Origin of the sequence: Paraburkholderia gardini (assembly GCF_907164545.1) — a bacterium.
GTDB classification, from domain to species: Bacteria; Pseudomonadota; Gammaproteobacteria; order Burkholderiales; family Burkholderiaceae; genus Paraburkholderia; species Paraburkholderia gardini.
Window position 1 is genome coordinate 36,584 of record NZ_CAJQZB010000033.1, and the last position, 18,079, is coordinate 54,662.

General features: G+C 60.3%; 21 protein-coding genes. 10 read left to right on the top strand and 11 right to left on the bottom strand.

Annotated features, from left to right (window positions below; all coding sequences use genetic code 11):
* The first annotated feature begins 248 nt into the window (after positions 1-248).
* The 4 genes from LPA37_RS20880 (at position 249) to LPA37_RS20895 (ending at position 2,151) form a co-directional block, all read left to right on the top strand.
* Positions 249-1,265: a PRTRC system protein D gene (locus LPA37_RS20880; RefSeq protein ID WP_229013608.1), complete on the top strand. Its 1,017-nt coding sequence runs from the start codon at positions 249-251 to the stop codon at positions 1,263-1,265.
* Positions 1,262-1,627 carry a hypothetical protein gene (locus LPA37_RS20885; protein ID WP_229013609.1) on the top strand — a complete coding sequence of 122 codons (366 nt, stop codon included), beginning with the start codon at positions 1,262-1,264 and terminating at the stop codon, positions 1,625-1,627. The genes LPA37_RS20880 and LPA37_RS20885 overlap by 4 nt, the downstream gene beginning before the upstream one ends.
* A gap of 96 nt (positions 1,628-1,723) precedes the next feature.
* Positions 1,724-1,897, top strand: coding sequence for a hypothetical protein (locus LPA37_RS20890; protein ID WP_229013610.1), 174 nt, complete (start codon positions 1,724-1,726; stop codon positions 1,895-1,897).
* Positions 1,897-2,151 (top strand): hypothetical protein, encoded by a 255-nt coding sequence (locus LPA37_RS20895; protein WP_229013611.1) that lies wholly within the window; start codon positions 1,897-1,899, stop codon positions 2,149-2,151. The genes LPA37_RS20890 and LPA37_RS20895 overlap by 1 nt, the downstream gene beginning before the upstream one ends.
* Positions 2,152-2,221: 70 nt before the next feature.
* Here the strand turns inward: LPA37_RS20895 and LPA37_RS20900 are convergent, their stop codons facing one another.
* From LPA37_RS20900 to LPA37_RS20925, 6 genes are all read right to left on the bottom strand, one after another.
* Complete coding sequence (locus LPA37_RS20900; protein ID WP_229013612.1) at positions 2,222-2,446, bottom strand: hypothetical protein; 225 nt, start codon at positions 2,444-2,446, stop codon at positions 2,222-2,224.
* 98 nt (positions 2,447-2,544) lie between these two features.
* A complete protein-coding gene (locus LPA37_RS20905; RefSeq protein ID WP_229013613.1) occupies positions 2,545-3,645 on the bottom strand; it encodes a primase-helicase zinc-binding domain-containing protein in 1,101 nt (366 codons plus the stop codon).
* Between the two features lie 266 nt (positions 3,646-3,911).
* On the bottom strand, positions 3,912-4,403 hold the full coding sequence (locus LPA37_RS20910; protein ID WP_229013614.1) for a single-stranded DNA-binding protein: 492 nt from the start codon (positions 4,401-4,403) through the stop codon (positions 3,912-3,914).
* 11 nt (positions 4,404-4,414) lie between these two features.
* The gene (locus tag LPA37_RS20915; protein WP_229013615.1) at positions 4,415-5,071 is read right to left on the bottom strand and encodes a hypothetical protein; all 657 of its coding nucleotides are present in this window, start codon (positions 5,069-5,071) and stop codon (positions 4,415-4,417) included.
* Between the two features lie 200 nt (positions 5,072-5,271).
* Positions 5,272-5,700: a hypothetical protein gene (locus LPA37_RS20920; RefSeq protein ID WP_229013616.1), complete on the bottom strand. Its 429-nt coding sequence runs from the start codon at positions 5,698-5,700 to the stop codon at positions 5,272-5,274.
* 119 nt (positions 5,701-5,819) lie between these two features.
* Entirely contained in the window at positions 5,820-6,185 is a 366-nt protein-coding gene (locus LPA37_RS20925; RefSeq protein WP_229013617.1) for a hypothetical protein, read from the bottom strand.
* A 506-nt stretch (positions 6,186-6,691) separates the two neighbouring features.
* Between LPA37_RS20925 and LPA37_RS20930 the strand changes: the two genes are divergently transcribed.
* From LPA37_RS20930 to LPA37_RS20955, 6 genes are all read left to right on the top strand, one after another.
* Positions 6,692-7,408: a nuclease-related domain-containing protein gene (locus LPA37_RS20930; protein WP_229013618.1), complete on the top strand. Its 717-nt coding sequence runs from the start codon at positions 6,692-6,694 to the stop codon at positions 7,406-7,408.
* Positions 7,409-7,643: 235 nt separating this feature from the next.
* A complete protein-coding gene (locus LPA37_RS20935; protein WP_229013619.1) occupies positions 7,644-8,909 on the top strand; it encodes a hypothetical protein in 1,266 nt (421 codons plus the stop codon).
* A 44-nt stretch (positions 8,910-8,953) separates the two neighbouring features.
* Entirely contained in the window at positions 8,954-10,150 is a 1,197-nt protein-coding gene (locus LPA37_RS20940; protein ID WP_229013620.1) for a FlhC family transcriptional regulator, read from the top strand.
* Complete coding sequence (locus tag LPA37_RS20945) at positions 10,137-10,313, top strand: hypothetical protein (RefSeq protein ID WP_229013621.1); 177 nt, start codon at positions 10,137-10,139, stop codon at positions 10,311-10,313. Before LPA37_RS20940 ends, LPA37_RS20945 begins: the two co-directional genes overlap by 14 nt.
* Before the next feature lie 11 nt (positions 10,314-10,324).
* On the top strand, positions 10,325-10,687 hold the full coding sequence (locus LPA37_RS20950; RefSeq protein WP_229013622.1) for a hypothetical protein: 363 nt from the start codon (positions 10,325-10,327) through the stop codon (positions 10,685-10,687).
* 269 nt (positions 10,688-10,956) lie between these two features.
* The gene (locus tag LPA37_RS20955; protein ID WP_229013623.1) at positions 10,957-12,021 is read left to right on the top strand and encodes a CAP domain-containing protein; all 1,065 of its coding nucleotides are present in this window, start codon (positions 10,957-10,959) and stop codon (positions 12,019-12,021) included.
* A gap of 73 nt (positions 12,022-12,094) precedes the next feature.
* On the opposite strand, the gene LPA37_RS20960 is transcribed toward LPA37_RS20955, so the two are convergent.
* The 5 genes from LPA37_RS20960 to LPA37_RS20980 all read right to left on the bottom strand — a co-directional run bounded on the left by LPA37_RS20960 (position 12,095) and on the right by LPA37_RS20980 (position 18,078).
* Complete coding sequence (locus tag LPA37_RS20960; protein ID WP_229013624.1) at positions 12,095-12,448, bottom strand: hypothetical protein; 354 nt, start codon at positions 12,446-12,448, stop codon at positions 12,095-12,097.
* A gap of 447 nt (positions 12,449-12,895) precedes the next feature.
* On the bottom strand, positions 12,896-14,122 hold the full coding sequence (locus LPA37_RS20965; protein ID WP_229013625.1) for a hypothetical protein: 1,227 nt from the start codon (positions 14,120-14,122) through the stop codon (positions 12,896-12,898).
* Between the two features lie 12 nt (positions 14,123-14,134).
* Positions 14,135-14,722 carry a type 4 pilus major pilin gene (locus LPA37_RS20970; RefSeq protein ID WP_229013626.1) on the bottom strand — a complete coding sequence of 196 codons (588 nt, stop codon included), beginning with the start codon at positions 14,720-14,722 and terminating at the stop codon, positions 14,135-14,137.
* A gap of 9 nt (positions 14,723-14,731) precedes the next feature.
* On the bottom strand, positions 14,732-15,871 hold the full coding sequence (locus LPA37_RS20975; protein WP_229013627.1) for a type II secretion system F family protein: 1,140 nt from the start codon (positions 15,869-15,871) through the stop codon (positions 14,732-14,734).
* On the bottom strand, positions 15,868-18,078 hold the full coding sequence (locus LPA37_RS20980) for an ATPase, T2SS/T4P/T4SS family (protein ID WP_229013628.1): 2,211 nt from the start codon (positions 18,076-18,078) through the stop codon (positions 15,868-15,870). Before LPA37_RS20980 ends, LPA37_RS20975 begins: the two co-directional genes overlap by 4 nt.
* Position 18,079 lies beyond the last annotated feature (1 nt).

Genomic DNA, 18,079 nt, shown 5'->3' on the forward strand with positions numbered 1-18,079 from the left:
AGGGACGCGGTAGGTAAAGACACGATACGGGCGAACCGTCCAGCGATTATGGGCAAAAGCTGGGCGGAACCTGCTGGCTTTCGTTGACTTGACTTTGCGGTGTGCTCGATAGACTTGAAACCAGGCATAACTGACAGATAAGTGTCAGTTCGCTGATTTCGAAACTTCCCGCCGCGACCGAACTGACACTTTACTGTCAGTTTTCTGTTACTTCGGCGCGCAGTTCAAACCACCAGTCTGGAGCCACCTTGAAAACTTCCGTCTTTGCTGTCGATGTCGGTTACGGCAACACCAAGTATGCATACCGCGCAGCGAGCGGCACCGTCGCCACCGGCATGTTCCCTTCACTCGCGCCACTCGCCGCGAGCCGTTCCCTGTCGGGCCACGGCGACAGCGTGCTGGCCGCGCGCAAGGTGGCGCTCATCGTGATCGACGAGATCGAGTACGAGGTCGGCCCCGATGTCTCATTGACTGCTGCATATGGCAACACCGGTCGCGCGCTGTCCAACGACTTTGTCCTGTCCGAGAACTACGCCGCACTGCTGGCCGGCGCGATGCACTTCGCGGGCGTCACGCATATCGAACGCCTGGTGCTTGGCTTGCCGGTTCACAACATGCAGAAGTACTCCGAGGAACTGAAGAGCCGCTTCACGGGCACCCTGGATTTCGGCGTGGCGCGCGTGACGGTCGACAAGGTGGTCGTGATTCCGCAACCGCTCGGCTCTCTCGTATCCGCGTCCGGCAACCGGCAGAAAGAATTCGGCCGTGACAGTGCGCATCTGGTGGTCGACGTCGGCTACTTCACGACCGACTGGGTATACGCCAACGGCTTCACGATGGACGACAAGCGCAGCGGCGGCATCCCGGGCGGCGCATCGCAGGTCTACCAGCGCATCGCAGCGCTTCTCGCCCGCGACCAGGATGAACAGATTGACGACCTGGAGCGGATCGACAAGGCACTGCGCGAGCGCTCGCCATTTTTCTTCTATGGATCGGACATCGACCTCGATCCGTATCTGGAAAAGTCGCAGCCGCTGATCGCGGGCGTGGTGAAAGAAATGCAGAACAACGTCGGCCAGCTCACGAACGTGCGCTCGATCATTATCTCGGGTGGCGGCGCCGCGCTCTACGCGTCGGCAATCCGCAAGGCGTTCCCACGTGTGACGCTCGAAGTGATCGACGCGCCGTGTCTTGCCAACGCGAAGGGCTTCCTGGTTGTGGGCGAAGCTGGCCTCGCACGGGAGCGTGCGACCGCGAAAGCATGAGCGATAAATTCGACATGAAGCTGGTCATCGATTCGGTGACCACGCCACTTCTGCATGCGCGGCTCACTGCTGCGGGTTCCGCCCGCGAGCGCGCGGCGCTTCTACGCTCGCTGGCCGAATCGACGCTACGGGCATCCGAAGACTATCGAACCACAGGCGCCCGTTTCACGTCTGCGTCGCAACCCGACACACCGTGGCATGCGGCCCCTCCGGGAGTTGAAGACCGGGACGGTGCGAGAGCACCCGCGCACATCGCTTCGGCAGATGTCGTGGCTGTAGACCGTCCGGCAGTTTCCAGCGAGGCAACGATCGATGCGTTCGATCCTGACGCCATCGGAGATCAGTTCGCAGCGTTCTATTGACGCGAGCTTGACTTCGCGTTGTAGATGCGAAGATTAGTCATACCGGTGTTCAGGACGCGAGGCGTTATGCACCGGTGCACAAAACAAGGGGGTTGTATGCTCGAAGTGTGGGGAGTCATTCAGGCCGCATTGCACGGTCATCTGTCGGAGGTTGTGCATGACCCTCGCAACTGGCTGGGTCTGACGACGTTCATTGCGGTTTGCGTCGCGGGCTGGTACGCGGGTGACGTGGCGTTCGCTTTTACCGAGAAGCTGAAGGAGAAGGAGTGATGGATGCGCTCGACCGGCTGGTTCCGTACTACCGCGCGTTTAACCGCCTGCCGTTCGTCGTGCGCCGCATCCTGCTGGTTATGACGTTCCTCGGCAGCTTCGTGGTGGGTGTGAAGCTGTTCCCTCATTTCGAAAATCTTGGCTTGATGTTTCTCATGATCGCGTGGTTCGGCCTCGTGTGGTCCACGGGATTGTGGCGGCTATGGAAGCCCCTTGCGATCATTCTGGCGATCTGGCTGCGGATGAACTATTAGGACCAAAACCGATGGACGAAAAAAAAGCGGCACCCCATTTGTGTGGGGTGCCGCGTTCGTTTCAGGGGTATCAGTGAGGCCTCGCGGCGCTCACTATCGCAATGCGACGTGTACAAAAATCCCACGCCGCGTCGAACGGCTGGTCCCGACATACGAATTGCGCACTGCCCTCGCCTTTGCGGTCGATGACGTCGAACGCGACCGCATCGGACTTCTGCGCGGGCTGACGGCCACCAGCAGCGCCCGTCGTACCGGTAATTTCGAACCTGCCAACCAGCACGCGAAAAGAGCTCACTTTCTTCTCCAAAAGAAAAAAGGCCCGACGCGATATTCCCGATGGGGAAATATCCCCACCGGGCAAATTAAAGAGTTACCGGCCGAAGCCGGACGTTTTCAGACGGCGACTGCCGACTGCACGGCCCATTGCGACAGACGCTTTACAGATCCCGCGCTACCTTTCGGCTGAATACGCTCGCACCACTCGTCAACGAAGTCGGTACCGCGCTTCTTAGGTCGATGAATGATTGCCGTGTAGCCTTGCGCGCGCAGACGTTTCGCGAGATCAACTCCCGCTGCGACACCCACCGACTTACGCGTCTTCGGGTCCACCTCGTCAAAATCAACGAAGATGTGAACGGTGTGAATGCCGAGACCTTCCGGCACCACGAATTGCTTGAGCAGACCGCAATTCAGGCAGTTCCAGACCGGCACGCCAAAGATCATGTGCGCGGCGTAGACCGTTTCCAGTCCTTCACCGACACCGATCTCGCCGTTCACCGGTTCCATCAGCCGCACCGCCCCGCCCGCGAGCGGGTTGAGCGTCATGTCGTTTAGCTTGGCGTCGAGAATTTCGCCGTCGCTGGACACGATCGTCGCCTTTGCAGGCTTCGAACGATCCAGGAAGGTTCGATGCAGCGTACCCAGTCGGCCATCGGGCAATTCGTAACGCGCGAGGATGCCGGGCCACGTGCCGATCACGCGATGATCGTGCCGGTACTCCAGCATTCCCAGACGCAGCGCTCTGGACGGCGCCACCTTCAGGCCCGGAATCCGCGCGTCAAGGTATTGCATCGCCAGATCCCCGGCACTCAGCGGCTTCGACTGTTTTAGCATCGAGGTGAGCCGCTTCTCGACGTATGCGGGATCGGGCTTGCGCTTACGCGCTGGCGCAGGCGCCGCGCGCGAGGAGGACTTCGCGTTGGCACGTGCATCACTCAACGATCCACCGTTGAGTTCGCACATCAATTCACGAAACGTCATGCCGCTCACACGACAGATCATTTCGAGTCCATCACCGGCTTTGGGGTCCCCGTCATTGCAACGACGGCAAATCCAGTCGCCGCGGCCGTTCTTGTTGTCATAGGTGAAGCGGTCGGAGCCGCCGCACATCGGACACGGAGCAGCTCGACCGGTCAGCGAACTCTCGGGCACTCCATACTTCTGGAATAGCGAGAGCCACTGTGCCGGTGTGAGCTTCAGGTCCTTCACATTCATGGGTCACTCTCCTTTTGTATGGAAGTGGGTTAGGTCGATGCCTGAGACAGGCGTGAAGACGCGTGCTCAAAAAAGGCGTCCGCGCGCATTTGGCGGGCAGCTTTTTTCAGCAGACGGGTTCGGCTGGATCTGGCACGGGGATGCGCGGTAGAAGATGTCGAGCAACACACCCGAAGGTGTGTTGCATCAGCGATGGTGAGGATTTACAGGAAGGTAGGTGAGGCTTTTCGGGACCAGACTATCGACCATGCCACGCGGACACGGACCTAGAACGGAATCGAATCGTCCATTTCGTCAAAGCCACCACGGGTGCCGCTGTCGGTCCCAGGCTGTAGCCCGGTGCGACCAGCATTCGAACGTGCGGAAGTGGATTGCGAAGAACGAGTGCGGTCGGAGCCGTCGCTTTCATCGCGCTCGCCACCATTGCGGCCACCTAGCATCTGCATCTGTTCCGCAACGATTTCAGTCGAGTAACGGTCAGTACCGTCCTGCGCCTGCCACTTGCGTGTGCGGATCCGTCCTTCGAGATAGATCGACGAGCCCTTCTTCAGATACTCGTTGACGATCTCAGCGAGGCGACCGAAGAACGACACGCGATGCCATTCGGTTGCTTCTTTCATCTCGCCCGATGCCTTGTCCTTGTATCGATCGGTGGTTGCGAGCCGGATGTTGGCCACAGCGTCGCCGCTGGGCATGTAACGCACTTCGGGGTCTGCGCCGAGATTGCCGACGAGAATGACCTTGTTCACAGATGCCATCTAAAACTCCCTTATTTGGTAATTGACCAGAGCCACTTGTCCCACATGACCGGTTTGCCATCGCGCATCTTCGGAGCGCCCGTTGAGTCGAACGCCTGCACCTTGATTTTGCGCAGACGCCGAACCGAAACGGTGTCGCCGATTTCGCAATGAGATCCGGCGATCGCGTCTTTCAGACCTTCGCCTTGCAACGTCCGCTCGCCCGTCGTGTTGAGGATGTGAATAGCGAACGACGTGTAGAAACGCAGACCGTCTCCGTTGCGGCGCGGGAATTTCTCCTCGCCCCACGACAGGATGCGACCGGTTACTGCACTCGAGTCTGACGATTCGTGCTGCGAATGCGAGCGCGGGTGTGCCGGTTCGGGAAGTGCGTGCGCCCCAACGTCAGGTACGCGGCTCGACTCGCTCGTCGTGCGGCTTGCGGCCGCCGGTGTCGAAAGCTCGGACGCAGCCTTAAAGACTGGCTGTCCGGCGCTGCGAATCGCGACGACGATCGCGTCTTTGAGCGGACATCGATGCACGACCTTCTGGCTCCAGTGCGGCGCGAGATCCGGGAGGATCTTCAGGCCGAAACTGGTTTCCTGAGTCTGTTCATCGAACGCGGGTTCGAACTGCACGATGCGCTCTCCCTCGTCGACAAACAACGTGGGAACACCGGCTATCGTCATGTGCGTTTCATTTGCGGCGCCCTGCCCGATCACACGGGGTGACACGGACGAAGTCGCGCTTGAGGCCGTCGCGGTTGCCGATGGAGCCGACGCCGCTGCGGCAGGTGTGGGAGAAGCGGGAGTGGAAGGGGCCGGTTTGCCCGGAAAGATATCCGCGAGAACGCGGGTGAAGAAAGCTGCTGCGCTTGCCATGTTCTCTCCTATAACAAGCTGCCGAAGACAGCGCGCTGAAGCTCGCGCAGGTCGCGGGCCAGAAGCGGCGTGTCCAGGATGAAATCACGAAGAAACCGGACTTTCGTTCCGCTGACTTCGCACACGTGCACGTACGGAACCGCGCCGTCCCAATAGCCCATGATCCAGCCGAGGGTCGCGCCGTAGTCTCCCGCGTCGATCTTCTTGTTTCGAAGCCGATCAGAGATCAGGTACGCGCAGTCCATCAGCGATTCAGGCATCTTGTCGCCGCGACGGCTATCGCGTGCCAGCGATATCAGTGCATCGACCATTTTGTCGCGCACCGATTCACTCCACAGGTGGGGATCGGGCAACGGTTCAGGCCTGGGGATGAGGATGTGAACCGGCGAGGATTCGCCGAACATGTCGAGCTGCCAGGCAGCCACATGAGTGTTCATGAGATTGCTCCGGTGACGCCGGCAATCTCATACCCCGTGGCCGGGAATGGATTCCCGGCAAGGGTAGAGGCGTTGCCGCCGCGAGAGTCACGGCGGCAACGGGTTAAGACTGTCCCGCGCTAGCGGGAAGCCGTTTTAAAGGGAATGACAACGGCCGACTTGGCGTACTGCGGCGCCGATGCGACGTCGACAGCCGCATCGTTGGCCGCGTTAGCTGACGTCGGTACGTCGGTTGCCTTGACGGCCGGCGTAGCGGCAACGGTGACGGCTTCAGCAGCTTTCGCAGCTTCAGCTTTGCTCGCTTCCACTTCGGCAGCGTCGAGGGCCTTCGCCTTCAACACCATCTGCTTGTGTAACCAGCGCGCGCCGAGCAGAAAGAGAAAGGCCGCAACGAGAAACGAAGCGGCTGCCATGTACACCACAAAACACAGAGCGAACAGCTTGCCCGGCGATTTGATGGCGTCCTTGAAAAGATGCTTCAGCATTTTTCTCTCCAGAAGAATTACGTACACAGGGGAATGTCCGGACAACGTCCGGTGGTTTCGATGCTCTGACGAGCAGGGAAAACCGGCGCGAAGCGCTTTCCTGTGCGCCTGGGATGGGCGAACACGAAAATGCTCTTGCCGGTATCAATAGGGGAACGGGAATGACACAGAAGCAACGCGCGAAGGACCACTCACGCGTGTTCGATGCGTCAGGACGACGCGGGGATAGCCACAGGTTAGCGCGCGCACGTCGCGTGCAAACCGTGAATGCTCCCCAAAGCGATGCAGCTTATGCAACCGGCGCAGAGGGCGAGCGCGACCAGACGGTTAGCCGGTTGACCGTCTTAACCCGGAATGCTCGACAAAAACCGGTAGCTTTCTCGGATCATCTGAAAGCACATCGACAGAAATCGCTTAAATTCTTTGCGATCGCTCTCGAAATCGCCGCGGCTTGACTTTGCAAATTGCCTGGCAGACTGAAGACATCTCAATTACCGGTGTCCGCCATGCACACCTTCCTTTTCTTTGTCGCCCTTGCTGTTCTCGCATGGCGCGCTATTCGACGCAACCGACACTCCCGCACGATCGGCGCCCCGACTCCCCGTACCAGGAGTCAGGCGGCCGGCGAGGCTGGCGAGGCGGTCGTCCACACGGCGTTGCAACGAGCGCTGCAATGGCTTTGCGGCGATAACTTCTATGTTCATCCGACGCCGATCCTGCTGCACCACGCGCCGGGTTCGCCCTTTCCGACTGCGGAAGTCGACCATCTCGTGATTACGCCCTTCGGACTGTTCGTGATCGAGACGAAGAACTGGAGCGGCGCCATCGAACCGGGTCCGAATCCCGACACGGTGGTACGTATCGCCGCCGACGGCAGCTACGAGATCAGGCGTTCGCCAATTGCCCAGAACCGCTCCAAGGTTCAGTTTCTCCGGGCGGTCCTGCCTGGTATGTGGACAGTCGAAGGCATCGGGGTATTCGCAAATGAGCACTGCGCGATCTCGCCGGCCCTTCCGCTCGGCCTGATTCGCACCGCGGATCTCTCGCAGTGGATGCGCGCCGTGAAGACGCGTCATGAGAAATCGGGCGCGGTGGCTGTCGATGTGAAGGCCGCTTGGAAAGCGATTCAATCGGTCGCCGAAACCGATCCGAACGCCGCCGCAATGGAGGAACACCGACGTCGAGTAAGTATTCACCCTGGTGTTTTCGGTCGAAATTTCTAAAGTTGATCCAAAAATTGCCGTTTCGTAAATGAGTGATGCGGCAATTATTGCCGTCAATTTCACGAAAGGCACACGTTTTCGTAGGTCTTTTCGGGGAAAGCGAAGGAAAACGGCGCGTATTCTGGCTTGGAAAATAGCCTTCGGACCGCGTGCACCTGGCGCTTTTTGTATCACTCCCATCGCGGCACCCACCGCAACGGGTACCCAGAAAAAACAGAATGGAGTTCATCAGCAAATGACCAGCAAGAAAGAGAAGACCGCCCTGATCCCATTGTCCAGCGACGATTTCGATCCCACCCGGCTCGAAGTGACGGACGACCTTGAGGACCAGGGGGACCCGGCGCTGCCCCCGGCGTTCGCCCACATCCCGAGCAATGACGAAATTAAGGTCGCAACCCACCAGATCTTTGGCACCGAGTTGCCGGAGTCTCTGCTTCGCACGATCGCCTCCGAAAGCGAAGAAGTTGCCCACTCGACGCGCAAGATTCTCCAGGAGCACATGCGCATTGGTGGCAACTTTGCGAACATCATGGCCCACGTGCAGCGCCAGTACATGAGCGCTCAGGGTGACACGACCGCCGTGCGCAATCGCGCCGCGCAACTGGTGTACGACTACGTGAACCGTGTATTTCGACGCTCACGCAAGACCGTGCGCCTGTACATCCGCATTTACGAACGGTTCAGCAACGACGCCGGTGCTGTCCAGATGCTCTCGTTTAGTGACTTGTCGCTTCTCGTTGGCCACGGCATCACGCAGGACGTTGTGGACATGGTCATCGATGCGAAGACCGAGAATCCCGAACTCAGCAAGCGCCAGGTCCAGGCGCTGATCCAGAACCTCCAGCGCGCGGGTGACCAGATCGCCGAGAAAGAGTCGCAGATTGAACTGGTCACAAACGAACTGAGCCACGTCGTCGGGCAACTCGATGAAGCCCAGCTTGAGAACAAGCAGCTTGCCGAGGAGGCTGGGCGGCTACGTCAGCAGATCGCACGCGACAAGGAGAGCGTGCAGTCGACGCTTGTCGAACTCTCGAGCGTGAACAAGGCTGTCAGCGTCCTGCATCAGGAAATCGCGACCCGCGAAAAGGAACTGGAGGCAAAGACCCGCGAACTCAACGAAGCCGCGGCCAGGGTAACGACGCGTGACGTCGAAGTCCCTACGCTGCCGGCGCCCTATAAAAATCTGGCCGAAGCGATGCAAAGGGAACGGGCCGCTCTACAAGAGACGACCAGCCAGCTTGAACAAAAGCAGGCGGAACTTGCGGCGATTGAGCAGAGCGTTGCAGAGAAGAACGCGAAGATCGAGGCGAGTGAAGTGCTGGAGAAGAAGGTCAGCGGTCTCGTACAGATGTTCGGCACATTCGTTCAGGAATATCACAGCGCGCAGCTGCTCGCGACCGCTGATGGCCTCCCCGCCCGCTTCGTCTCGCTGTTCCGTGCACTCGCGGACCTGGTTGGCAAATTCCACGTCGAACTACTCGCCGCGACACATACCGCTTGATCGGGGCCGGCCGCCCCGCTATTTGAGAAAGAGAAAAATAGAAGATGACCAGCAACAAGGAAAATTACCGCTCGGTGGACCGGTTGTATATGCCGGAGTGGTTGACAGGACAGATCCAGGTGACGAATTTCGATCTCGTCGACCACATGAAGTGGCTGCTACAGCAGGACGGGCGGTTCAACGAGATCTTCAGGGTCGAGCGCAAGGAGATCGAACACCTGAAGCACAATCAGGCGTCGCTGCGAAGCCTGCTCAGCACGCCCTTCTTGATGGTTGAGCCGACCTTGCAGACCATCGAGGACTGGCGCTGCTTCGTGGACGAGACGCCGACGACGATGGCCGTCGACGCGCTGCGTCGCATGATTCCGCCGCTCGATTCGCTGGCGATGTACGCCGTCGAGCAACACAACCGCCTGTTCCTTGACCTCGTCACACAGGTCATTCACATGAGCGCGCTGTGCGCGCCCCTGCTCGGCATCACGAACGAGCTCGCGCAGTATCTCGCGTCCGTCCAGCCGTACAAACTGCGTTTCGCACTCGCGCGCATGAAGGGTCTACCGCTCTTTCGCTGGCGTTTCAACAGCCCCACATTCTGGTATGAGTTTACGGCCAACACGTTGACCGACGAGACCATCGCGCATCAGATCATGCTCACGACGCCCTTCAAGACGGGCGAACTGCCGCGCACCGCGGGCTGGAGCGAACTGCGGCTCGACCGAGGCCGTAACGAAGTCTATGCGGCGGCAATGATGGCGCACGGCTGCCGGGCTTCAACGGCATCCAACCTGTTCCGGCTCAACCAGAACGCAATGCGCCTTCTGTTCGCGAAAATCCACGGCTTCAGCTCACCCATGGGCAACCAGCCGACCTCGCTCACGTGGTTCGTGGAGTCCCCCCAGCAACGCCTGCACGCAACGATCTATACATGGCTCTACCGCTCGGCGATCGCGACGGGCGTCAATGCTCCCGAGGCGCTGATTGCAACCAGCGACATTTACGGCCGGCTCTTCAGCGGCAAACCATTGATTTCGGTCGATCGCGGCTGGAACCTGACGCGCTGGATGGCCGTCGACGCCCGCCTGACGATCGCACCATGCCGGCAATGCAGGACGCATTACGTGGTGTCAAATAGCGACACGCGAATCGAGATGCACAACCAGTTCACGTGCCCGGCATGCCAGCAACAACTCGGTCCGAAGCGGCGCGGTGCCAAGAGAAAAACCGCCAATGACAATGCCTGATGCGCTAGTGCTGCCGGCCGGTCTGGTCGTTCTGTGCGCCGATGGCAGCGCGCAGTTCGCCTGGCAAAACCCCGAAACCGGCGAGTTTTGTGCGGAAGCAGACGGCAAGCTCATCACGAACGTCATCGGCGCGGTCGAATGGCACGCAAGCCAGGTGCATTGACCGGAAACCCAATGGAAGACTTCGACTATCTCGCGCACGACAGCAATGCCGCATGGCTCGACGGGCGCGGGGACGGACGGTTCGAACGGTATGAGCGGTTCTATCACAGCGAGCGGGCCCTGCATGCCGACCAGTTCAACCTCGAAAAGCTCAACGAGGAATACGTTGAGTGGTCGAGTCGTCAGTCGCCGCGATTGCTGGGGCTCATCAGCGCATCGTGGGTCGGGCGGGTCGCGGTCACGTTGTTCAGTGTGTATATGGCGTCGAAGCTCGTGCCATCGCTTGCAGGCACGATGCCCTACGCCACCGGCGCGATGCTCGTTGTGGTCTTTCTCGGGTTGCGTGTCTTCCACTGGCGGCACAAGCGTCGTTAGCAAGATTTCCCAATAGGCTGGAATCTGACCCGCCCGATGGCGGGTTTTTCGCGCGCGGGACAGCCCGAGGCTCAAGTCCAGCCAAGAATTTTCCGTTATATCTAAAATGCCGACGCCCGGGAGCGGGCTCTCCCTGTGACGGTTGCCTAGAACGGCGGCAGATTTTTGGTGCTTCGCGGTCGGCGACTTGACTTCGCGCTGCGCTCGCTAAGATGAAATCAAGGTTGCGCAGAAGGTGCGACCAACAACAAAAACCGAGGAAGAAGAACATGATGTACAGCAAGATCACCTTGACCGCCCTTTCGATCGCTGCGGCGCTCGCTCTGTCTGCGTGTGGCGGCGGTGGTGGTGGCGACAGTTCGACGCCGGCGACGCCTGTCGTACCGGCGGATACTGGCAACCTGCAAACGAACGTGCCGACACCGACGTACGCGGGCAGCACTGCTCAGGCGTCAATCTTTTCGCAGTTGAACGCTTATCGGTCGGCAATGGGCGTGGGCGAGTTGAAACAGGATTCAATGCTCGATATATCCGCATCCGCGCACGCGCTGTATCTCGTAGACAATCTTGCGAACCACAACATCACCAGTCTGTCGCACAACGAAGTCTCGACGTTTGCGGACTACTATGAAGCGACGCCGCTGAGTCGCGCCCGTAAGGCTGGCGTTCCCGCGACGGAATGGGTCGGTGAAAACGCGGCGGCCGGGTTGAACCAGGGGACAGGTGACGCGAATGCGGCAGACTGTCTCGCGCAGTACATGAATAGCCTGTATCACCTGGCAGCGGCAACATTTATTCAGGAAACGGTGGGCATCGGTTTTCAGACGAACGCTGGTCAGGGAACATACGGTTGCGTCCTGGACTTCGGTGAAACGACGAATGTAAGCGGCAATCCGATCGACAACGGATTCTTGGCCAGCGGTGGTCAGCAAATGGCAACCGGTGCAAGCGCGGTCACGCCTTACCCGAACGAAACGAACGTCGCGCGTGCGATGGTCGCAGAAACGCCGAATCCTGCGCCCGATCTTGCGTCGCCCGGTCGCCCGGTGCTGTTCCGCGTGACTGCTTCGAGCGCGGGGGACGTACTGACGGTTACGAGTTTCACGCTGACGGCCAACGGTTCGCCGGTTCCTGCCCGTATCATCGTTCCTTCGGCAGCAATGACGGGATCGACGGGCGCAACGGCGGACGTGAACAACGAACTGTTCACGGGCATTGTTGCACTGCTTCCGCTCGCGCCGCTTGCGGCTAATACGGCGTATACGGCTACGTTCTCGGGTCAACGTGACGGCACGCCGGTCAGCAAGACGTGGCAGTTCACCACCGGCGCGTAAGACTGAATTGACTGGACGTCAAAAAAGCGCCCTCGGGCGCTTTTTTATTGCTGCGGGCTCCGCTGCACAGCCATTAACCGCCGTCATGGCCCCAGTCAGTGGCATAGCCATAGCCGATTAGGTTGCCTGTCCCGCTTTGGAACCAACACATGCCAATACCGTTACTGCCGTTTGAGCCACCGGCAGGGGGATTGCCAAGGTCGTTGGCATAGTAGAAATCCCCTGCGCCGCCGGCTGGCCCTGCCACCAAAAACCCCCCATTGGAAAATTGCGAGCTGACCGGATCGGAGGCAGAAACAGCCCACGGCCCTTGCAGGGCATCCCATTGCCCACGATAGGTGCCATTTGACCCATTGTATCCAGCCCGCGCCATCATCGCACCAATCGCACCCTCGCACGTCGCGGCAAGCTCTTGCAGGGTCGGCACGATGGGCGGGATTTGGTGTATTACGCAGCCAAGGCCCACCCAATTAGAGCCATTCCATGACGGCGCAGAGGTTTGGTCAAAGCCATTCGGACATGTCGGCGGTGCCTGATAGTTGCACGTCGGCGTAGTGTATTTCGAGCCGATCCATTTAGCGGGCACGGTCGTCGTCCACCCCGCACCCGTAGAACACGTAGGAGCGGCCTGCCAGGCCGTCACAATCGGTGTGATGCACGTCGAATCCTCGTTTCCAGGGGAGCATCTAACCGGGCCACATCCCATCCCTTGCCCGATCAATACCCCCTTGTCCGAATATTGCGGGTACGGGCGCAGTTCGCGATTCGGTCCGCAGGTGGCATCAGCAAACGCTGAGCGGGCGCCTGTCAGCAAAACCAGGAGCATCAGAATTCGTAGCATGTGCCGCATTGTTGTTCCTTCTGTGTGTTTTCTCTAATAGCCGCAGAACATTTGGGCGACCGCACTGGCATTGGGTATCACCGCCCCGGTGCCATCGGTGATGTAGACCGTCCATGGCCCGGTTCCCGAGTAGGGATAATTCACCGCGGCACTCGGATTCACGTAAAGGCTTTGTCCTGTCAGGACAATCTCCGGTGTTCCTCCGGCCGGACAGCCAGGATTGTCGACGACGTAACCCGTGCCGACCGGAATCCTCGTGTACCCATACCAGAGCTTGCTTCCGCCGACGGGCATCCACTGGAGCACGCCATCAACGAATTGACAGGCCAATAAGAGTCCCGAGTGGTCGGTGGCACCCGCCAGCTGCGACGGATTCGAACAACTCGTGCGCGGCCAGCCGATATCCCCGACCTTTACGTAGCTGTCGACAGTTTCATTTCCGTGCACTGCGGCGTCGCCTGAATCGATCGGCGCCGGCTGGCTACCGTCGGCGTTTCGCACAAGCAACGTCCCGGGCGTGCGGATCGCGTTGCTCACGTCAGCGTTCGAAGCCGCCACGATCGGCGCTGCAATCGTGCCCTCGGCGTCGATGTCGTGAACGTTGTGCATGCTCACGTGATTGACGTTCTGGTCACCTGTCCACGTCAGACTGCCGTCGCGTCGGATATAGACAGAATTACCGTCGACACCGTCACCGTTCGTCGCCAGGATCGCCGCGGCCGGCGCGCCCGCGACCGGATTGGCCGCTGTCCATGAGCCGTTGAGCCCCGCGATGACGGCGGGATTCTGCATTTTCGAAAAGCCGAAGTCGTTGCCACCGGCCTGTGCAATCTGCGATGCGCCACGCACGTCAGGCTGACCACCTCGCGTAAGCGGCAGCGACGGATAGAACCGGTAAGAGACGTGGCAGTCGCCGGCGGTCGCCGTGCATCCAGCCGGCACCATCGTCATGTCGATCGTGTACTGACCGCCCCAGAACGGACCATTACGGTACGCCGTCTTCAGGTAGCCGCCCGTGAACAGATCGTCGAGCGTCGGAGGCGTCAGCGTGGCAGATCCGGACGTCGTGTATTGCGCAAGCAGCGTGGCGTAGTGATCCGTGACCCAGTCGGCCAGCTTCGAATTGATGGTCGCTTCGTTCTGCCCTTCCGACGCCATCAGACCGGCCCGGCGTTTGGCGATGTCCTCCTGGATTCCGATAATCGTCATCGCGGCCGCAGCCACGAGAACGATCACCATTTCGATAATGCTGGCACCCATGCCGCCGCCTTGTTAGTTTTTCGTGGTGTACATCGAGACCGTGACCGGGCCGTTGCCCTGACAGGCGTTACCGACCGTTGCGCTGTCAAAGGCGGTGCTCGGGCCGAAGATCGTCGTGCCGTTGACGGCCACCATCGTGTAGGCGTTCACAATGGCCGCCATGCTCAGCGTGCACACGGACGCCGGAACCGGATAGTTCACGATGATCGCGTCGTTGGTTGCGTCGACCGAGCCGATGTTGGCGGTGACACTTCCGCCGAACAGTCCTTGCACAGTCGAGTGATCGCTCGCGACTCGCGATCCTGCTGAATCGAACGCCTTGTTCAGTGCCAGGTTCTGCAACGTTTCGCCCGAGAAATCCGTATCGTTCACTGTCGCGTCGAGAACGCCGGAGTGGAAGAATTGAGCCTCTTCCTTGAATCGGTATGCCTGCACGCGGTCGTACACGAACTTGCCGCCGGCGTACGCCGCCAATGCGAGCAGCGCGGCGCCCGCCATCACCGCGGCGGCTTCGATCATCGACAGTTCGCCTGTTTGACGGCGCAGACGTCCAAGCTGGCGCAGCGACGGTGCGGCGATCGGTTTGTTCTTTTGGTTCATGGCGTTGGCTTAGTTGGAGAATGAGCGAATGTCTGGAGATGACGACGAATCGAGGCTGGCAGCGCCCGTCATCACGTAGGAGCCCACCCCGAGCGTGAGAAAAGCGGCGGCCGCGAGCCCAAGCAGCACGTAGTGGGTGATTTTTGCGTTGCGACGCACGGTTTCGACCACACGCGACAGCGAGGTCTGGCCGAGATCCTTGATCGCCTGGATGAACTGGTCACGCCCAGCCGCGTCGGTCATCTTGTCGATCACGGTGACCGAGAAGATCCCTGTATCGAGCGCGTGCATTGGTTCGGCCGGGTTGACCGTGAGCCGTCGGCTCATGCGCGTCAGATGCCAACGAAGCCACGGATCCGCCGTTTCGGTCAGCTTGTCGAGCGCCGCACGCAGCGTCAGGTTCGAATCGAAGAGACCCGCGAGCGAAACGATGAGGAGCGCCGCGCGCAAGTCGCGCCGGTTGCGCCACATCAACGGGGCGTTATCGAAGCGGTTGCGAAGATGCCCGGTCCAGCGGCGCAGCGTCCGGAAATAGACGAACACGAGTCCGCCCACGACCGATGCCGACAACCACCAATATTGATAGCAAAACGTGTCGATTGCATACAGGACCTGCCCCGGACCAGGCCATTTGTCGAGCGGCTTCGAATCGAGAACCTGCGGGAAAATCGCTCCGCCGAAGAGCATGCAAAACGAGTACATGTAGATGAGCAAAAAGGCGGGATACGCCATCTGCAGCGACGTCGTTGACGCGAGAATGCGCTTCGCATTCGCTGCCATCTCTGCGAGCTCCAGCCCGCGGATTGCCGCATCCCTCCGCGTCGACGATCCAGCGATCTCGAGCAGCGCATATTCGTCGTTCGGAACGAAGCGCTTCATTGCCTGGGCGAAGTCGTCGCCCGCCCGCATCCTGGCGGCAATCGCCTGGAACGCGGGCCACACCAGTTCTCTGCGCTTTCGATGACGCGATTCAAGGGTAGTGAGCCGCTCCAGCAGTGTCTCGCGATTGCGAAGCCCCTTGGTCGCCACGTCAAGGCGCGTCTCGTGATAGAACGACTCGCGCATCTTGTTAAAGCGCCACGTCGCGATGCGCAGCCGCTGCGGTGGCGGCAGCATCATGAACAACGGATAGACGAGACGGCGGATCATGCGACCATCCTTCCGTCGCGGTCCGCAAACACGCGGTACTCTGAAAACGAACGCATGGTCTGGTCGATAAACCGCGGATCGATGAGCCCGGTCGACGCCTTGTAGAGCGCGTGCTCATAGATTGTCTTGCCGGTCATGTCTGCGTCGCCGAATCCAGCCGTACGCTCGCTGCGCCACACCTTCTCCGCGCCGCGCCAGTCCCGCACGGCAATGCGGTCGAGAAACTCCACGCTCGGGCGAAACAACTCCATCGCGAGCGTCTGCCCTTTCGTGCCAGCGGCAACCTTGCCCGATCGCGTGAAGAGCCCCGGCAGTCGGCAATGCTCACAGCCATCTTCGTCGCGGCACGCCATTTTCGACGTGTCGAGGCCAAACTTCGTGCGCAGCAGGTCGAGTTGCGCGGCCGGCATTACGTCCGCAGCGGGCACCTTGCAATGGGGGCACAGCACCGGAATCAACTTCTGATTGCCCATCGCGTTCACGAATTTTTCAGACGCGACTTCGTCCATCGGCAATTGCAGACGGCCACCTGCCAGGCGCATGAATGCGCCAATCATGCTGTCCGCATGCAGCGACGTGCGCACCGGGTGACCCGTGAGCGCCAGTTCGGCGACGAGGCCGGCCACCACACGGTCACGGATTTCGCCAACCGTCACATCGTCCGGGTCCATACGCATGAGTGAGCGGATCACTTCCGCGCATTTGCGGTTCGCCTCGTCATCCGTTTCGTCCGGGCGCCGAGGAATGGACACGTCCGAGAGCCACGGTTGCGGATATTCCGATGGTTCGTTCACCGCAAACTGCTTCCGAAGATCACGCGCCGCGAATTGATACGACAGTGCACGCAGCAGCGTGGTCTTGGCGCTCCCCGTCTCGCCAGTCAGAATCACTACGCCACCGCTGACGTTGCCCAGCGACTTGATGATCTGGAGCTGGCTCTCTTCCAGTCCCATTTCGTGCGGCAGGCGTACCTTATAGTGCTTGAAGTTGCCGTCGAGCAGACGCAGGGCTACGTCAAAGCCACCCACGAGGGGCGTGCTCTGCCACCGGATGTTGAGCATGTCCATATGCGCGACCAGCGGAATCATCGCCGACTGCGGCGCGCTCGGCTGGAACGTCTCGCCGGAGTTGGTGTTGCGCTGGACGAGATCCTGATACGCGGCGGACAGTGCGCGACGCACCAAGGCTTTCGGCATGCGACGATACGTGTAGAGATCGCCATTCACGCGAAAGCGCACCTCCACCTCGTCGTTGAAATCCCGATACTCCCAATGGATGTCACCTCCATCGTACGCGGTAGCCGCCTCGATCACGTCGCGGAAAGTACCGATCGCCCGCGATGCCTCCGGGATAACTGCGGTAGCTGCCCGCGCCTTTTCGGCACCATAGATCGCCGCAATTACCTCTTCGGTCGCGATCATTTCCTCGCGCACAGCGATATCGGCCCGCGCGAGATCCTTCAGATACGTCGCATACGAAGCGGTTTCATGAAACCGCTGCGTAGTCACAACAGTCGCGACGCCCGCCTGCAGATCGACCGCAACGAATTCACGGCGCGCGGCGTTCGTAATCTTGAGAGCAGCGTCTGGAGCACTTTCACAGAGAATCCGCTTGAACGCGGGAAGCGCGTTCACGGAAAACAGTTGCGGGAGTCCCACCGGCGACAGCATCGATTCCACGTCGACCAGCGCAGCAGTCTCATCGACCGGAGCGGCTTGCTGCGACTGCGCAGGGAGTGGCTCACGCGCAGGAATATCGGATGCAGCCGGTTGCGTGGAAAGCGTGGCCGCATTGACAGCCTCGGGCGTTGCTACCCGATCTGCCACGGTCTCGCGCGCGACAGGCGTCTCGTCACTGACTGGTTGCGCGGCCTCCTCGACCTTGTCCGAAGGCACGCGAATGTCGGCGGCCGAGCCCTTCCACACATCGCCCGGTTCATGTGCCTCGACATCTGTAACGTCGCCCGCAGCGAGGCGCATTCCGAGCGTCATGGGCTGTGGCGCGCCTTTCACCTTGACTGAAGACGGCTGCGCTGCGGCCTTAGCCTTGACCGGAGACGTCTTCGCCTCGAAGCGCGGCTCCACTCCCGCGATCGGCAGGGCTCCTGCGGGGCCCGATTCCATCAGTCCGGCACGCAGCCCCTTCAGCTTGCTGAACAGGCCGCGCGAGACGGGCTCATCAGCTTCGACGTTGTTGAACATGCTCATT